Genomic DNA, 15,341 nt, shown 5'->3' with positions numbered 1-15,341 from the left:
TTCTGATTAATTCGACCCTCAGCGATTTACGATTACGATTTCCGATTAACAGATGCTTTGTATTTATATGATTTGTTAATCAATATGATCAATTGAAAAATGAATCTATACTGGCCTCTTAGGGTAGACATTAAGCTCAAAAAAGGGTAATTTCTCAAAAACTGCTGGCAGCACCACACGGAAGATGACGTGAAGCCTCCTCAATCAGGTTACTCAATCTCGGAAATAACCCATCGCCCATTAGTCGGCTTTTCAGATAATCCCAAAAAGAGAGACCATACAGGCGACACGTTTTTTTCAGGCTGGCAAAGGTGTCGCGACATTGCCGCCCCAAATCGCTTCGCGTCCCACTACTGATCTTTCGTCGTTTAACATATTCTCGTATCTGACTCTCGCTCAGGTTGTTGTGCAGCGGTAAGCTCGGGTCATCCAGAACCAGTAATAGCTCTTCCTTGATTACAGCCAACCCTGACAGAGCATCCTGAAGAAGCCCACTGCACGTTTGGGTTTGGATCAGCGCCTGGAACCCCTGTCGTACTTTTATTGCCTTTTTTTCAGTTGGCTCTGTCTTGAAGTCTTTAAGGTCATCGTAAATGGCCCAGAACATGTCCGAAGCCATTTCTGAGCCATGGCCTGCTGATCATTGACCGGATGAACTTTTGCCAGCCTCGCTCTGCATGTATCCAGCACTGGCTGTGTTTGAAAACGTCGAACTGCCTTGCCCCATCACTGAAGGTGGTAAGATGTCCTGCTCCATGCTGTATCAGGCTGCCATAAATCATGGCTTCACTGGCCTGCTGGCGCCGTCTACCAGTTAGTCTCAGGTCTTTCATACATTCTTCCCAGGCTTCATGGCTCAGGAAGGTGACGCCTCTGTATGGATTAAGAACGCGTAGCCACTTTTTGGGGTAATCCAGTTTTTCCAGATAGATCAAGGCATCGTCGGTGAACGTGTAAGTTGACCATGGGCGGTGCAGTAGGCTTACGAAATTTTCCCGGCTTTTGCTGTCTGTGCTCTCGAACCAGGCAAAGGACTCGTTATTGATGATGGTGCAGTAACCGTTCTTCCCCTTATGCCTTGTTCCCGTGTCGTCTGTCTGGATATAACTTGAACAGCGAATACCTGTAGTCAACAGCTCATCTTTCTCAGCATGGAACTGCTCGTGTCCTTTCGTCAGAAGCTGGCTGAGTTCCCCGCTGGAAATAGAGATTCCAATGTCCCATAGCCAGTCCAGCAGTTCTGGCTGGGTAACGGAGCAACCATGATACTGGTGCAGAACGTAGGCCTGCAGCATTGGCCCGTAATGATGTCCATGAAGGCTGGCTGGCGGTTTGGCCGTAATGGTTTGTCCATCGGGTGTCACCCATTGCTCTAAAAGATATTCAATACTGGATGTTTGTATTGTCAGTTCCTGAACATGAAAAGGGGTGGTTCCATTCCTGATTGATCCCTCCGGAACATCAGTGGCAGCAATGGGTATGGATTTTTCCGCCGATGGCTTTCGGGGCTGTTTACGCTGCTTTCTGGTTTTCTCGTTGGGCTTCTTAACCTTCTGCTTTGACGAGGTGTCTGGGCTGGCTCCATCGTTACCCTCAGGAGCGGATGGATCTCCATCAGGGCTGCCGGTGTCATCATCGGGAGGTTTGGTGTTTGGTTTGATGTCAGGCTTTGCGGGCAGTTTTTTTAGACGACGAATCTCTGCTTCAAGCAATTCTATCTGCTCTTTGAGCTGAATGATCTGCTCTTGCTGCTGAGTGATGAATCTCAGTAGATCTTCAGGTTGTAACTGCTGGTGTTCTAGAAAAGCCATGGTGAGAGGATAGACGACTGACCGAAATTATCCTGCTTCCAGCACTTTTTGAGAAATTACAAAAAAGGTTCGTTTCCGGCGGCAGAACCCACCTTGAACAGCCACAATAAAGCTTCGAAACCATTATCAATGGCTGAACAAGATGAGTACTGCAAATAGTAGATTAGTTGAAAAAAACTGTTGACCTGTTTCGACCGGTCAGAACTCCTAAGTATGGCGGAACAGCTTGGTTTTACTATACGACAGCGAGATATCCGTCCTTTGGATTTTATCCTCTCACTGATCGATGCCCTCGCTGGTGATGGAAACTGCGATACCCAGGCGGATCTACACCGTAAATTTAACGAGTTGACGGGGCTGAATGTCTCTTATCGTTCTTGGGCAAATCAAGCTAAAAAGGACGCGCTGCCTACTCTTATCCTGTGGCTATGGGTGCAGTGTCTGGAAATATTTTCCCGCAAAGTCATGGCGTTTGATGAAGACAGTCCATTTTCAGAGTTTGAGCACATTCTGATTCAGGACGGTTCGTCACAAGCTGTCTATGATGCCCTGAAAGAAGCATTTCCCGGCAGGTTCTCAACGGTCAGTCCTGCTGCCGTCGAGCTTCATACGACAATGGATCTTCTCACCAACAACCTGGTGCGGGTGCAGCTGACTGAAGATACCCGTTCAGAAAGAGACTGTCTGCCACCACTGCCAACATCCATGGCCTATATCCTGATGCTAATGGATGCCGGTTATTTTGAGCTGGAACTCTTTGCCGCTATTGATGACAGGGAGGGTTCTTTTATCTGCAAGGCACCTCAGAGTATCAACCCGACGATACTCAGCGCGGTACGGGAGGATGGCAAGAATCTCAATCGCTACAAAGGACAAAAACTGAAGGATGTACTGTCTGGCTTCCCCAAAGACCAGTGCCTCGACCTGGATGTAGAATGGCCGGGATTCAAAGCCTGGCCATTCCGCTTGGTTGTCCGCTGGAATGACAAAAAACAGAAGTGGGTTTTCGTTGTGACCAACCTGAACCGGGTGGAGTTCACCTTGAGTGATGTGCTCCAGGCCTATCGTCTACGGTGGCAGATAGAGCTGATTTTCAAAGAGATCAAATCCTATTCAGGGTGGCATCGTTTTAACACCAAATCAGCGACACTGGTGTTTAGCCTGATTCTGATGTCCTTTGTGGTTGTGACGTTGAAAAGGTACCTTGCCCATGCTGCACAGGCGAACCTCTGTGAAAGTGGGAGCATTGAGGAAATCTCGACGCACAAGGTGATGAAAAGTGGGACTCACCTGTTTGGTAATGTGATTTCATCGTTGATAAATGCAGGAAAGTCATTGGTCTCATGCATTAAAAAGCTACTGGACTTCTGGGGAAATAATGCGAAACGAGAACACCCTGCACGGGATGGTTGTTCAGGGCGTACAAGATTAGGCTTCTGTGCAGTGGGTGGAGCTTAATGTCTACCTTAAGATACTGGCCTTATCATGAATTTTTCGGTTTGTTGATATCAATTGGCTGTAGTAAAAAATGTTCTAAGTTATCGGGAAATAGCAATTTTTTGATTCTGGCATTCTGTTCAGGTTCAGGAAAGTTCTCTTTAATGATCTGTTTGACTGATCTGCCCGCCAATACTTGCAGGCTCTCAGGGGGAATAAAACAAGCGTACTCATTGATTGCTTGCCGACTTCTGGTCAACTCGTGAATTTCCGTCAGACGTATCAAATCATCGATATCATTGTTTGAGTATTTACTGCTCATCATGAGTCTGCCAATGATTTCGGTTTTCTCAGTGCAAACACTGTACTCGATAGGTTCCATAGTGTCATCGAATACAGGATGATTCAGTTCAAATTTGCCAAGAAGCTTTCTTCTATCGTCTGCTGTTTCCTCAATACGATCGAAAAATGATTTTTTACGATCTACCTCCTCTATAGCCTCCCTGATTTTTATCGGAGGTTTCAGATCGGCATTTGACTGTACCAGTTCCGAGACCACATCATTGTGATTATTGATGATGGCAAAACCGATGGGAGGGAAGTGATTGAATTCAGGCATCTGGGCACAGCATACTATTTTAACACGAAAGCCATCAGGGTCAGCGCCGCCAGTGAGTAACGCCTTGACGGCTCCTGAATTTCCAGCAGTTGCTGCCTTGTGCAGAGGCGTTCGATGTTCACTGTCAGCTAACCAGTTCGGTTCAGCTCCGGCATCAAGCAACAGTCGGATAAGGTCTGGGTCATTATGGCCAGCGGCGTGGTGCAAGGGGTGGAGGCCTTCATAGTCACGCCTGCCTACCTCTGCACCTGCCTGTATCAGGATTCGTGCTATCTCAATATTTCCATTTTCGCACGCTTGGTGGAGTGGTCCGGGGCAGTCCCCCCCATCTCGAAGCCCCTCGGGATTGCAGTTATTCTCCAGTAGTGCTTTTACTGCCATGGTATGTCCTCCACTGACAGCAATATTCAACGGGGTATTGCGAAAGCCGATTTCAGGGTCTGCTCCCAGTTCAATCAGTCTGTTGATCGTTTCAGCATGTCCGTTACTGGCAGCAGCATGCAGTGCAGTCCCGACGCAGGCTCTCTCGATATTGACAATTTTTTTTGGATGTCGTTCGAGTAGGGAAACGCAGGCTTCGGTATGACCAGAACTGGCCGCTTCGTGCAGTTCGGTCAGAATAGGGTCAAATGCTATTGGGTCTTCTTCCGGGGGAAGATCATCATCATATTCTTCATCTTCTTCTGGGGGGAATGGATAATAGAGGAAGGAACCAAACGAGCGAATGTTATCCATGGCAATAAAAAACCTGAGAGAAAATAGAATATGCCCTCAAATCCCTATTGAGGGTGCCCGGTCAATTGCACGACTTAAAGCTTTACAGCAACGTTAACAGCGACGTTGATAACGATGAGCCTTAACAATAGACGAGCTGACGGTTTTGACATTAGTGAATGTAATGATTTATTCGAAGCAATTGACGAATAACAGGCATCTATGGATTCAGACAAGCAGTTAATTAAATGAAGTTACATTCTCTGACTAAGTTGGCAGTCAATCTGCTGCGTTACAACCCATCTCCGGGATTTCTGTCGTATTCAGGTGGCTGGAAACATAAATTTACTTACCTTGTTGTCTATTTTTCCTATAATTGCCCCGGTTTTTTACTAAGGAAGGGTGGCCGGTTTCCGGGCAGACTGCATTAACCAGTACCGGACGGTTTGCTTTTATTCGATTGAATTTCAGGCTTTTTGGTAGAAAGAGAGCTGTGGTAAAGAGCGGGTTGACATGACGGATAAGCTTGCTTTTGTCTTTCCAGGACAAGGGTCTCAACAGGTTGGTATGCTGGCTGAATACCTTACTGAACCAGTGGTTCAGAAAACGTTTGCAGAAGCGGCAGAGGTGCTCGATTTTGACCTTTTAACCATGGTCAGTGAGGGGCCAGCCGGGCAGTTGAACCAGACTGAGAACACCCAGCCGGCATTGCTGGCTTCCAGTGTGGCTCTCTGGCGTCTCTGGTGCGATCGCCAGGGAGAAATGCCAGCCATGATGGCAGGCCACAGCCTGGGTGAATATTCTGCCCTGGTTTGTGCCGGAGTGATGAATTTTGCCGATGCCGTCCGGTTGGTTCGTCTTCGTGGCCTGTTTATGCAGGACGCAGTTGCCCCGGGTGAAGGTGCCATGGCGGCGATTATTGGCCTTGCTGATGCCGATGTGGTTGCTGCCTGTGAGAAGGCGTCAGGTGGTGAGGTCGTTGAGGCGGTCAATTTCAATGCCCCGGGACAGGTGGTGATTGCCGGTCAGGTTGCTGCGGTTAAACGTGCCATTGAGTGTGCAAAGGAAACAGGAGCCAAAAGAGCGATTGAGCTGCCCGTCAGCGTTCCTTCCCATTGTGCCTTGATGAAGCCTGCTGCAGAACGTCTTCAGAAAGAGCTGGATGGTATTGGCCTGATTGAGCCCGTGATTCCGGTGGTTCAGAATGTTTCTGCTGTCGTCTGTTCTGACCCGGTTCAGCTTAAAGCGAATCTGGTTGCTCAATTGTATAGTCCGGTACGTTGGGTTGAGTCTGTGGAAACCATGATAGCTGCTGGTGTTGGTCGGTTTGCTGAGTGTGGTCCCGGTAAGGTGCTGGCTGGACTGAATAAACGTATTGCACGACGTGCGCCCATTGCTACGCTGGAGTCTGCTGACACAATGGCTCAGATGCTGGCAGAAGCTAACCAATAAGGAACAGGCGTGAAATGACTGTTGAAAGAGAGCTGGAAGGGCTGTCTGTAGCAGGACAGGCTATTGCAGGACAGGGCCTGAAGGGGAAAGTGGCTCTGGTGACCGGTGCCAGTCGTGGTATTGGCAAGGCGATAGCGCTTTCTCTGGGTAAAGCCGGAGCGACGGTGATTGGCACGGCAACATCTGAGTCCGGTGCTGCTGCCATTACTGAAGCGTTGCAGGCGGCAGGTATTCATGGTCAGGGTATGGCGCTGAACGTGACCTCGGCGGATGAGTGCCAGGCGGTGGTCAAGGTTGTCAACACAGAATATGGCGCACCGCTGATTCTGATCAACAATGCCGGCATAACCCGTGATAATATCCTGATGCGCATGAAGGATGATGAGTGGGGTGATGTTATTGACACGAATCTCAGCTCCATCTTCCGTATGAGTAAGGCCGTCCTGCGTGGTATGACCAAAGCACGCTGGGGGCGGATAGTAAACATCAGCTCTGTTGTTGGTTCCATGGGTAACCAGGGACAGGCAAATTATGCGGCAGCAAAGTCCGGTATTGAAGGTTTCACCCGGGCAATGGCTCGTGAAGTTGGATCAAGAAGTATTACGGTGAACTCCGTTGCTCCCGGCTTCATCGCAACCGATATGACCAGGACGCTGCCTGAAGAACAGCAGGCCTTGCTGCTTGGCCAGATTCCTTTGGCCCGGTTGGGTCAGCCGGAAGAAATTGCAGCTGCTGTCGCTTTTCTTGTCAGTGAGCCTGCCGGTTATATCACTGGTGAGACTTTGCATGTCAATGGCGGCATGTACATGAATTAATCCTCCCTTGCCTGATCCTGCAGTGCTTTAACAGCAGTGAGCAGGGTGGAGAAACCCTGTGCTTATGGGTTGGGCTTTGGGGTTTTGTTAAATCTGTTGTCAATTTGCGTGGGCAGTTACTGGTTTTCCATGAACTGGCTTGAAATTCCCATAATTGACCATATACACTAGGTCACCTGTAGCCTCAGGCTGCACCGAATATCGATAGGAGCACAACAAGGTATGAGCACCATTGAAGAGCGCGTTAAGAAGATTGTTTGCGAACAGCTTGGCGTGAAAGAAGACGAAGTCACTAACAGTGCGTCATTCGTAGAGGATCTGGGCGCGGACTCTCTGGACACTGTTGAGTTGGTGATGGCGTTGGAAGAGGAATTCGAAACCGAGATTCCTGATGAAGAGGCTGAAAAGATCACCACTGTTCAGGAAGCCATTGACTACGTTGTTGCACACTCCTGATTCTGCCTTGCTTTGCACAACTGTTTTTTTGTGACACGCTTTTGTGATTCCTTTTCTTTTTTGTGGAAATATCTCAGGAGTGTGCCAATGGAAAGCCGCATGACGACTGTCAGCGGCTTTTGTTGTTTATGGTAACCTGCTGGGCTATATAAAGCTGGCTGCAGGGTGAACTTATCATCGTGTTGTTGTCGTTTTTCACAGGAACACCCCGGACAGCCTCCCGGTGCTCTGATGTGCGAATGACGGACCATTAAGTCTGTACGACAGGTCAGCAGGAGAGTCAGTCTTGTCGGAAGAAAAAATAACAGAACGATTGCAGCAGCGAGTCCGTAGAAGAGTTGTTGTAACCGGTATGGGGGCGATTACCCCGGTGGGCAATAATGTTAATGACAGCTGGTCAAGCCTGGTGGCAGGACGAAGCGGTATTGAGTCGATCTCACACCTTGACACAGAAGGCTTCAGTGTCTCTATCTGTGCCGCCGTTAAAGACTTTGACCTGACCGGTGTGGTTGATGCTGTTATTGATAAGAAGGATGCCCGCAAAATGGACGTCTTTATCCAGTACGGCGTTGCCGCTGCTGCTGAGGCAATTGCTGATTCAGGCATCATTATTGATGAAGACTGTGCTCATCGCTATGGTGTGGCGATAGGGTCGGGTATTGGTGGTTTGACGTCTATCGAACAGAACCATTCCACGCTGCTGAACAACGGCCCACGTCGTATATCCCCGTTTTTCATTCCCGCTGCGATTGTCAACATGGCGGCAGGTTGGGTGTCTATGAAATACAACCTCCAGGGACCCAACTTCGCGACGTCTACAGCCTGTGCTTCAGGAAGCCATGCCATTGCCCTGGCGGCGAGAACCATCGCTTATGGTGATGCCGATCTTATGGTGGCTGGCGGTGCTGAAAAAGGTTCGTCAGCGCTCGGTATGAGTGGTTTTGCGGCAGCTCGTGCGCTCTCTACCCGGAACCACGAACCTGAAAAAGCCAGTCGTCCCTGGGATGGGGCTCGTGATGGTTTTGTCTTGGGCGATGGCGCCGGTATTCTCGTGCTTGAAGCCTACGAGCATGCCGTTAAGCGTGGAGCCAGAATATACGCAGAGCTCAGTGGTGTCGGGATGAGCGGTGATGCCTGGCACATGACCTCGCCCCCGGAAGATGGTCGTGGTGCTGTCCGGGCCATGATTTCAGCCCTGGAGGATGCAGGACTGGAGCCTGAAGAGATCTCCTATATTAATGCCCACGGCACATCGACACCGGCAGGGGATGTGGCCGAAACCCGGGCTATTCATAGGGTGTTTGGCGCACACGCCCGGCGTCTGGCGGTCAGTTCTACGAAATCCATGACCGGCCATTTGCTTGGTGCTGCCGGGGCCGTGGAAGCGGTATTCAGTATCAAGTCACTGATTGAAGGGGTGGTTCCCCCGACTATCAATCTGGATGAGCCCGGTGAAGGCTGCGATCTTGATTATGTGCCGCATCATGCCAGAGAGATGCAGATGGACCATGTGTTGTCCAACTCATTTGGTTTTGGTGGTACCAATGTGACGTTGGCATTTTCCAAACTGGCTAAACCAGGGCGTTAGTGGCCGTTGCCAATGAGGGGTTCCGGGTGAGTGACTATCCAGTCTGGATTAACGGTGTGCCTGAAGGTTTTCTGCCGGTTTCCGATCGTGGACTGGCCTATGGCGATGGCCTGTTTGAAACCGTTCGGGTTTCATCGGGTAAGCCAACACTGGCGGACTATCACTGGCGTCGCCTGCTGCGTTCTTGTGAACAGCTGGGTATTGTGCTGGATATTGAGCGATTGCTTGAAGAGGTTGATGCCTTTCTGTTCGATAATCAGGTCGGTGCGGCTGTGCTGAAGGTGATTATCACCCGGGGTAGTGGTGGGCGGGGTTATAGTCCTGAAGATTGTCTCTCTCCGCGTCGGATTCTCTCACTCCACCCTCTGCCGTCAAGGTCCCGTGACCCTGGCCTGCATGGCGCGCGGGTAAAACTCTGTCGGATGCGCCTTGGGCGAAGTGTCCTGGCAGGACTGAAGCACCTGAACCGTCTTGAGCAGGTGCTGGCCAGCGGGGAGTGGCGGGGAGGTGCTTACGACGAAGGCCTGCTGTGCGATGTCGAAGGTAACCTGATTGAGGGTACTATGAGCAATCTGTTTATTGTGACTCATGACGGTGGGCTGGTGACACCGGATCTGTCATTCAGTGGGGTGGCGGGGGTTTGTCGCGATTTTATTATTGAATTTGCCCGTCATCGTGGGATTGCTGTCAGCGAACAGAGGGTGTCTCCCGATCTGGAAGGCTCTGAAATCTTTCTCTGTAACAGTGTAAACGGTGTCTGGCCTGTGATTGAATATGAAGGAAGGGAGTGGGGGGTTGGATCCCTGACTGCCCAAATTCGAGATTGTGTTCTGGAAGAATTAAATGCTTAGGAAGTTGCTGCTGACACTGTTCGGTGGTTTGTTGTTAGCCCTCTTGTTGGTCATGGCGGGTCTTGCAGCGGGATGGTACGGTCTGCGCTGGTACGGTGATCAGAAGGTTCCGGTGACCAGCGATGCCGGGTTTATTATTGTGACGGGTGACTCGCTGGGGCGTGTGGTACAGCGATTATCAGCAGATCAGCTGATTAACTATCCTGAAATTTTCAAGCTGTTTGCCAGGGTCAGGGGAGTGGCTGCTGACCTTCAGGCCGGTGAATACCTGATTGCTCCCGGTACGACCTATCGACAGCTGTTGAACCAGTTTGTTGAAGGTGATGTCCGTTACTTCAGTGTGACCCTGGTGGAAGGCTGGACATTAAGAGAGTTGCTTGTAGACTTGAATAGCCACCCGAAACTGAGTGCGCCTGTAGAGCTGACAAAGCTGACGGCGGTAGTGGGGGCGTTTATCAAAGATGCGCCGCAGACAGATAATCTGGAAGGGTTGTTTTATGCGGACACCTATAGCTTCGAGGCCGGAACCTCAGTGGTGTCAATTCTGAAAAGAGCCCATCAAAAGCTGCAGTCAGTCCTTGCCGAGGAATGGGATAAAAAGGCCGAAGACCTCCCGTATAAATCGCCTTATGAAGCCTTGATTATGGCTTCGATTATTGAGAAAGAGACCGGTGTGACCTCCGAGCGCCCTGATATTGCCGGTGTGTTTGTCAGGCGTCTGGAAAAAAGGATGCGACTGCAGACCGACCCGACCGTTATCTACGGCATGGGTGATCGCTATGAGGGCAAGTTGAATCGTCGTATGCTGCGTGAGCCAACAGCCTATAACACCTATGTTATTCATGGCCTGCCGCCAACCCCGATAGCGACGGTTGGGCGCGAGGCCATCCAGGCGGCCCTGAATCCCTCCGATGGGAAAACACTCTACTTCGTTGCCCGTGGCGATGGTACTCACCACTTTTCCAAAACACTGGCTGAGCATAACCGAGCCGTCAGGAAGTATCAGATTACGGAACGGCGGGAAGATTATCGCTCCACTGTGCAACCTTCCATGTAGAAAAGATGCACCGGAAATACTGATTACTGACAAAATTGAGAGATTGATGGGTTTTTTTCTGACGATTGAAGGCTGTGAAGGGGCCGGCAAAACGACCGCAAAAAAGGTTGTTTTGCAATGGCTGAGTGCTGTTGGCCGTGAGTTTATGGAAACCCGTGAGCCGGGTGGTACACCATTGGCTGAACAGCTGAGAAACCTCGTACTTTCGGAGCATGAAGAGTCGGTGACCGATACTGCCGAACTGCTAATGGTGTTTGCCGCGCGCAGCCAGAATCTCAGTCAACGGATTGAGCCTGCATTGGCTGAGGGTAAGGTGGTGGTGTGTGACCGCTTTACTGATGCAACTTATGCTTATCAGGGCGGTGGTCGTGGTATTGATGAACAGCGTATAGCGGTATTAGAGCAGCTGGTACAGGGTGATCGAAGGCCGGATATGACATTGCTTCTGGATGTTGAGCCAGAACTTGGTTTGGCAAGGGCCAAGGGGCGGGCGATTGAACAGGGAGGAGCTCTGGACCGGATTGAGCAGGAAGCGATCGAGTTTTTTCACCGGGTTCGTAATGTTTATCTGGAAAGGGCTGAGCGTTTTCCGAATCAGTACGTTGTTATTGATGGTAGTCAGCCGATTCCAGAGGTTGAGTCATGCATTATCAAGGCTTTGCAAACCCGGCTTGGGAGTCAATAGCCTCCTTGCTGTGCATAAACCACTATCGGCAAAAGTCTGAGGGTTTTTGCCTTTATTCTGGTGGCGGGCAATGTTCATTGACGAGGTTGAAGGTTGAATTAATTGAGTTCTGAATCAACTGATATGGTAAATCGTTTCGTGGCAGGGCCGCTTCAGGCAGGGCCGCTAACATGGCAGAAGGCTCAGTGGCAACCACTGATTCAGCGAATGCAGGCAGGACTGCTTTCCCATGCCCTGTTGTTGAAGGGGGTGCCCGGTGTTGGAAAAGATTATTTTGCCAGTGCTCTGGCCACCCGTGTGCTTTGTCATCAAAACAGTGGCGAGTTCGCTTGTGGTCATTGTAAGAGCTGTGAGCTGGTAAAGGCGGAAACTCATCCTGATCTGCTGTTGATTCAGCCTGAGGCGTCAGGAAAGCCGATCAAGATTGACCAGATTCGCCAGGTCAACGATTTTGCCCGTAAAACCGCTCAGCAGGGGGGGCGCAGGGTTATCGTTATCAACCCGGCCGAAGCGATGAACATTAATGCTGCCAATGCATTGCTGAAAAGTCTGGAAGAGCCGGGTGGCAACACCCTCTTTATTTTGGTCAGTGCCCGTTCCGGAGATATGTTGCCCACCATTCGCAGCCGCTGTCAGATGGTTTCTTTCACCGTGCCTGATCTTGCGCAGGCAAAAGCCTGGTTGTCTGATCATATTGCCGATCTGCTGGTTGTGGATCAGTTGTTGAGTCTTTCATCAGGCTCGCCCATGACGGCCAGGACGATGTTTGATAATGACACGCTGGCCGTTCGGGGGCGCTTGTTCAATGCCATGCCGGAACTGTTTCGGGGTAATCTCACCCCCGTAGAAATGGCAAAAGAGTGGCACACGAGTGACTTGATTGAGCTGCTGGCCTGGATGGGCAGCTGGCTGGATGATGCTGTAAAACTGAAGCTGACTGCCGATGAGAGCTGTATCATGAATCGTGATCTGATAAGAATGCTCGACTATATTGCTAAAAAAGTTGATGCTTCTGATCTGCTGGTATTGAGAGATAAAATCATGCTTCAGCGGCAGCAGTTGCTTGAGGGTGCGAACCTGAACCGTCAGATGTTGATGGAAGGGGTCTTCAGCGACTATCTTGAGCTGGTGATGTAGGTTGGTTTTTGAAGATTAGAGGTCGATTCATGACCTTTTTTATCGGTTGCTCCGGATCGTCCACTTTGGGAAGTCGGTCTGCGCTTAACCGGCGGTATTTGAATTCAGGAAAAAAGGAGAGGGTTGTCATGGGGAAAGGGATGCAGGGACTGATGTCTCTGACCATACGGGATACAGCATCACTCTATGAGGCGTATATGCCATTTATCAGCGGTGGTGGGCTGTTTGTGCCAACCCACAAACATTACAACCTTGGGGATGATGTATTTATCCGTCTGACGTTGATGGATGAGCCCGAGAAGATTCCTGTGCCGGGTAAGGTTGTATGGGTTACTCCAATGGGGGCTCAGGGTGGCCGTCAGGCGGGGATTGGTATTCAATTCAATGATCCGACTGACAGTGTACGCAGTAAAATTGAGAAGTATATCGCCGGGGCCTTGTCCTCGGACCGCCAAACCAACACAATGTGAGCGGTCTTACGCAGGCGGCCTATATGATCGCCCCCGTTTTACAAGAGCCTGTTTCGTTGAACCATTAATGCTTATGGCCGATTTACTCTCGGCCACACTTATGTATGAAAATAATTTCGGCTTTGGGATAGCATCACCAGCGAAATTAAGATAGCGACTCCTGGCAAAACCAGACCAAGATCCTGGACAATGCCAGCCAGCATCAAACCACTGCCGATGATTAGATAATACAGTAAGCCAAAAAGAGCTCCAGCGCTGCCGAGATTATCCTGATATTGCTGAAGTGCTGAGCTTATAACATTAGGCATGGCAATTCCAAAAGCCATGACGACCTGCAGCATCGGTATCAGGAACCAGATAGTGGTATTTAACAGATATACACCCAATGCACCGAATAGAAGAAAACCATTAGCCAGCCATAATAATTTATGCTGACTAATATCTCTCTCCAGCAGTCTTTTATTTAAATAGCTACCCATCAAGGTTCCAACACTCAGGATAAAACCACTGTTGCCAAATTCCTCAACACTGCGGCCAAGTTGATGAAACGTGAAGCTGCCAAGCTGGTAATAAGAAAACAGAGCAACATTGTATAGTGCTACCAGCAATGCTGAGTGCCATATATGTGAATCTGAATAGAGACGCTTGGCAAGCAACACAAGGTTTACCGATTTTATTCTTTCTGGTCGTGTTTCGGGAAGTTTCGCCCTATTCAGCACAAATAACAGGAATGCGGAGACAGACAAAGCAGCAAAAACGTACTGATAACCCCCCATTTGAGTAAGTTGCCCGCCAACCAGCATGCCGATAATCGGACTTAGTGCAATTCCCATACTGACAAGGCTGAAAACTTTACCCAGTTCGACTCCGGTGTAGAGATCCCGCAACATGGTTTGTGTGATCACCGAACCAACGGCAATGCCAAAAGCACTCATCGCTCTTGCAAACATTAATATGGTGAAGCTACCGGTTAACATTGCTGTGCAAGTTGCCAATCCATAAATCAATAGGCCGGCTAACATTGAAGGTCTTCTGCCCCATTTATCAGCAATGATACCCCAAACCGCAACACCTATTGCGAAAGAAGAAAAATAAACAGAGAGAGTCTGGGCGGCCTGGACCGTACTCACTGAAAAAGCATCGACAATAGATCCCAGCGCCGGGCTATAGATCGTTTCGACAATCTGTGGAAACATGATCATCAGCAGCAGAATCAATAATGTGGAGTTAACTTTCACAATTCAGTCTTGCCATTAAAAAACGTGGGAAAAGCAGAAGTGAGTTTATGATATTCTAATGCTCTGACGCTTTAACAGGAAAAAATGTATGCTGGGCCGTGAAGTTGCTTTTGTAATGGCTTCAGCATAGCCGCAGTCTTTTTTTGGTATTGACATAAGGCTTGACAAACTGAGGTGAATTGAAAAGTTCAAACTTGTCAGGGCTGAGCTTTCAGGAGAGAAGAATGTTTATTGACTCCCATTGTCATCTCGATCATCTCGATTTGAGTGCTTATGAAGGCAGCCTTGACCTGGCAGTAGCTGCGGCCAGGGAGGCGGGTGTGGATCGTATGCTCTGTATAGGCATCAATCTGGAAAACGGCCCGGAAGTCGTATCACTGGCGGAGCAGTATGAGGATGTCTATGCCTCGGTTGGCGTTCATCCGCTGGACTGTAAGGAGATCGTGCCGGATATTGACGTCGTGCGTTCCCTGGCCAGCCATAAAAAAGTGGTTGCTATCGGTGAGACAGGGCTTGATTACTGCTACGCCACCACCGAAGGGGCTCAGGCAGTTCAGCGGCAGTCTTTTATTAATCATCTTGAGCTTGCCGCTGAACTGGCGTTGCCGGTGGTGGTTCATACCCGCGATGCCCGGGAAGATACCCTGGATTTTCTCCGTGAATACGGCTCCAGGGAGTCTGCCGGGGTATTGCACTGCTTTACCGAGTCTCTGGCGATGGCAAAAGCTGCATTGGATCTGAATTACTATATCTCTATTTCCGGTATCGTTACTTTCAGGAATGCAGCCGCATTGAGAGAAGTGGTTGAATATCTGCCAATGGACCGGTTGTTGATTGAGACCGACTCTCCCTACCTGGCGCCGGTTCCCCATCGTGGAAAGTCGAATGAACCCCGGTTTGTTGCTGATGTGGCACGGTTTGCTGCTGGGCTAAAAGGAGTGACGGCTGAGGAGCTTGGTGCAAAAACCTCTGATAATTTCTATCGGCTTTTCCATCGGGCGGTCTGATTAC

General features: G+C 49.7%; 15 protein-coding genes. 11 read left to right on the top strand and 4 right to left on the bottom strand.

Annotated features, from left to right (window positions below):
* Nucleotides 1-154: 154 nt before the first annotated feature.
* Nucleotides 155-607 (bottom strand): transposase, encoded by a 453-nt coding sequence (locus MJO57_RS19840; RefSeq protein WP_252018135.1) that lies wholly within the window; start codon nt 605-607, stop codon nt 155-157.
* Nucleotides 585-1,811, bottom strand: coding sequence for a transposase (locus MJO57_RS19835; RefSeq protein WP_252018133.1), 1,227 nt, complete (start codon nt 1,809-1,811; stop codon nt 585-587). Before MJO57_RS19835 ends, MJO57_RS19840 begins: the two co-directional genes overlap by 23 nt.
* 180 nt (nt 1,812-1,991) lie before the next feature.
* Here MJO57_RS19835 and MJO57_RS19830 point away from each other — a divergent pair, with 180 nt between their 5' ends.
* Nucleotides 1,992-3,269, top strand: a complete 1,278-nt coding sequence (locus MJO57_RS19830; RefSeq protein WP_256491593.1) for an IS4 family transposase — start codon at nt 1,992-1,994, stop codon at nt 3,267-3,269.
* Nucleotides 3,270-3,294: 25 nt separating this feature from the next.
* Here the strand turns inward: MJO57_RS19830 and MJO57_RS19825 are convergent, their stop codons facing one another.
* On the bottom strand, nt 3,295-4,602 hold the full coding sequence (locus MJO57_RS19825; protein WP_252018131.1) for an ankyrin repeat domain-containing protein: 1,308 nt from the start codon (nt 4,600-4,602) through the stop codon (nt 3,295-3,297).
* Nucleotides 4,603-5,094: 492 nt separating this feature from the next.
* Here MJO57_RS19825 and fabD point away from each other — a divergent pair, with 492 nt between their 5' ends.
* The 9 genes from fabD to MJO57_RS19780 all read left to right on the top strand — a co-directional run bounded on the left by fabD (nt 5,095) and on the right by MJO57_RS19780 (nt 13,092).
* Nucleotides 5,095-6,033, top strand: a complete 939-nt coding sequence (gene fabD / locus MJO57_RS19820) for an ACP S-malonyltransferase (protein WP_252018130.1) — start codon at nt 5,095-5,097, stop codon at nt 6,031-6,033.
* A gap of 14 nt (nt 6,034-6,047) precedes the next feature.
* Nucleotides 6,048-6,848 carry a 3-oxoacyl-ACP reductase FabG gene (gene fabG, locus MJO57_RS19815; protein ID WP_252018129.1) on the top strand — a complete coding sequence of 267 codons (801 nt, stop codon included), beginning with the start codon at nt 6,048-6,050 and terminating at the stop codon, nt 6,846-6,848.
* Nucleotides 6,849-7,070: 222 nt separating this feature from the next.
* Nucleotides 7,071-7,304 carry an acyl carrier protein gene (gene acpP / locus MJO57_RS19810; protein ID WP_020582918.1) on the top strand — a complete coding sequence of 78 codons (234 nt, stop codon included), beginning with the start codon at nt 7,071-7,073 and terminating at the stop codon, nt 7,302-7,304.
* Nucleotides 7,305-7,590: 286 nt separating this feature from the next.
* On the top strand, nt 7,591-8,892 hold the full coding sequence (gene fabF / locus MJO57_RS19805) for a beta-ketoacyl-ACP synthase II (protein ID WP_256491748.1): 1,302 nt from the start codon (nt 7,591-7,593) through the stop codon (nt 8,890-8,892).
* A gap of 26 nt (nt 8,893-8,918) precedes the next feature.
* A complete protein-coding gene (gene pabC / locus MJO57_RS19800) occupies nt 8,919-9,743 on the top strand; it encodes an aminodeoxychorismate lyase (protein WP_252018127.1) in 825 nt (274 codons plus the stop codon).
* A complete protein-coding gene (gene mltG / locus MJO57_RS19795) occupies nt 9,736-10,800 on the top strand; it encodes an endolytic transglycosylase MltG (protein ID WP_252018126.1) in 1,065 nt (354 codons plus the stop codon). The genes pabC and mltG overlap by 8 nt, the downstream gene beginning before the upstream one ends.
* 43 nt (nt 10,801-10,843) lie before the next feature.
* Nucleotides 10,844-11,485 carry a dTMP kinase gene (gene tmk, locus MJO57_RS19790; protein ID WP_371924649.1) on the top strand — a complete coding sequence of 214 codons (642 nt, stop codon included), beginning with the start codon at nt 10,844-10,846 and terminating at the stop codon, nt 11,483-11,485.
* Nucleotides 11,486-11,608: 123 nt separating this feature from the next.
* Complete coding sequence (locus MJO57_RS19785) at nt 11,609-12,622, top strand: DNA polymerase III subunit delta' (RefSeq protein WP_252018124.1); 1,014 nt, start codon at nt 11,609-11,611, stop codon at nt 12,620-12,622.
* Between the two features lie 128 nt (nt 12,623-12,750).
* Entirely contained in the window at nt 12,751-13,092 is a 342-nt protein-coding gene (locus tag MJO57_RS19780; protein WP_066016801.1) for a PilZ domain-containing protein, read from the top strand.
* Between the two features lie 98 nt (nt 13,093-13,190).
* Here MJO57_RS19780 and MJO57_RS19775 read toward each other — a convergent pair whose 3' ends face one another.
* On the bottom strand, nt 13,191-14,288 hold the full coding sequence (locus MJO57_RS19775) for a multidrug effflux MFS transporter (protein WP_305881890.1): 1,098 nt from the start codon (nt 14,286-14,288) through the stop codon (nt 13,191-13,193).
* 266 nt (nt 14,289-14,554) lie between these two features.
* On the opposite strand from MJO57_RS19775, the gene MJO57_RS19770 reads away from it, so the two are divergent.
* Nucleotides 14,555-15,337 carry a TatD family hydrolase gene (locus MJO57_RS19770; protein WP_252018122.1) on the top strand — a complete coding sequence of 261 codons (783 nt, stop codon included), beginning with the start codon at nt 14,555-14,557 and terminating at the stop codon, nt 15,335-15,337.
* Nucleotides 15,338-15,341 lie beyond the last annotated feature (4 nt).

Origin of the sequence: Endozoicomonas sp. SCSIO W0465 (assembly GCF_023716865.1) — a bacterium.
Taxonomy (GTDB): Bacteria; Pseudomonadota; Gammaproteobacteria; order Pseudomonadales; family Endozoicomonadaceae; genus Endozoicomonas.
Note: the sequence above shows the minus strand (reverse complement) of the source record. Positions and strands in the feature narration are given on the sequence as shown.

Bases quoted from the DNA above. Each gene is read 5' to 3' on its own strand.
- MJO57_RS19840 (WP_252018135.1), bottom strand. From the start codon at position 607: ATGTTCTGGGCCATTTACGATGACCTTAAAGACTTCAAGACAGAGCCA.
- mltG (WP_252018126.1), top strand. From the start codon at position 9,736: ATGCTTAGGAAGTTGCTGCTGACACTGTTCGGTGGTTTGTTGTTAGCC.
- MJO57_RS19775 (WP_305881890.1), bottom strand. From the start codon at position 14,288: ATGTTTCCACAGATTGTCGAAACGATCTATAGCCCGGCGCTGGGATCT.
- MJO57_RS19770 (WP_252018122.1), top strand. From the start codon at position 14,555: ATGTTTATTGACTCCCATTGTCATCTCGATCATCTCGATTTGAGTGCT.
- MJO57_RS19825 (WP_252018131.1), bottom strand. From the start codon at position 4,602: ATGGATAACATTCGCTCGTTTGGTTCCTTCCTCTATTATCCATTCCCC.
- MJO57_RS19835 (WP_252018133.1), bottom strand. From the start codon at position 1,811: ATGGCTTTTCTAGAACACCAGCAGTTACAACCTGAAGATCTACTGAGA.
- acpP (WP_020582918.1), top strand. From the start codon at position 7,071: ATGAGCACCATTGAAGAGCGCGTTAAGAAGATTGTTTGCGAACAGCTT.
- MJO57_RS19785 (WP_252018124.1), top strand. From the start codon at position 11,609: ATGGTAAATCGTTTCGTGGCAGGGCCGCTTCAGGCAGGGCCGCTAACA.
- fabG (WP_252018129.1), top strand. From the start codon at position 6,048: ATGACTGTTGAAAGAGAGCTGGAAGGGCTGTCTGTAGCAGGACAGGCT.
- fabD (WP_252018130.1), top strand. From the start codon at position 5,095: ATGACGGATAAGCTTGCTTTTGTCTTTCCAGGACAAGGGTCTCAACAG.
- MJO57_RS19780 (WP_066016801.1), top strand. From the start codon at position 12,751: ATGGGGAAAGGGATGCAGGGACTGATGTCTCTGACCATACGGGATACA.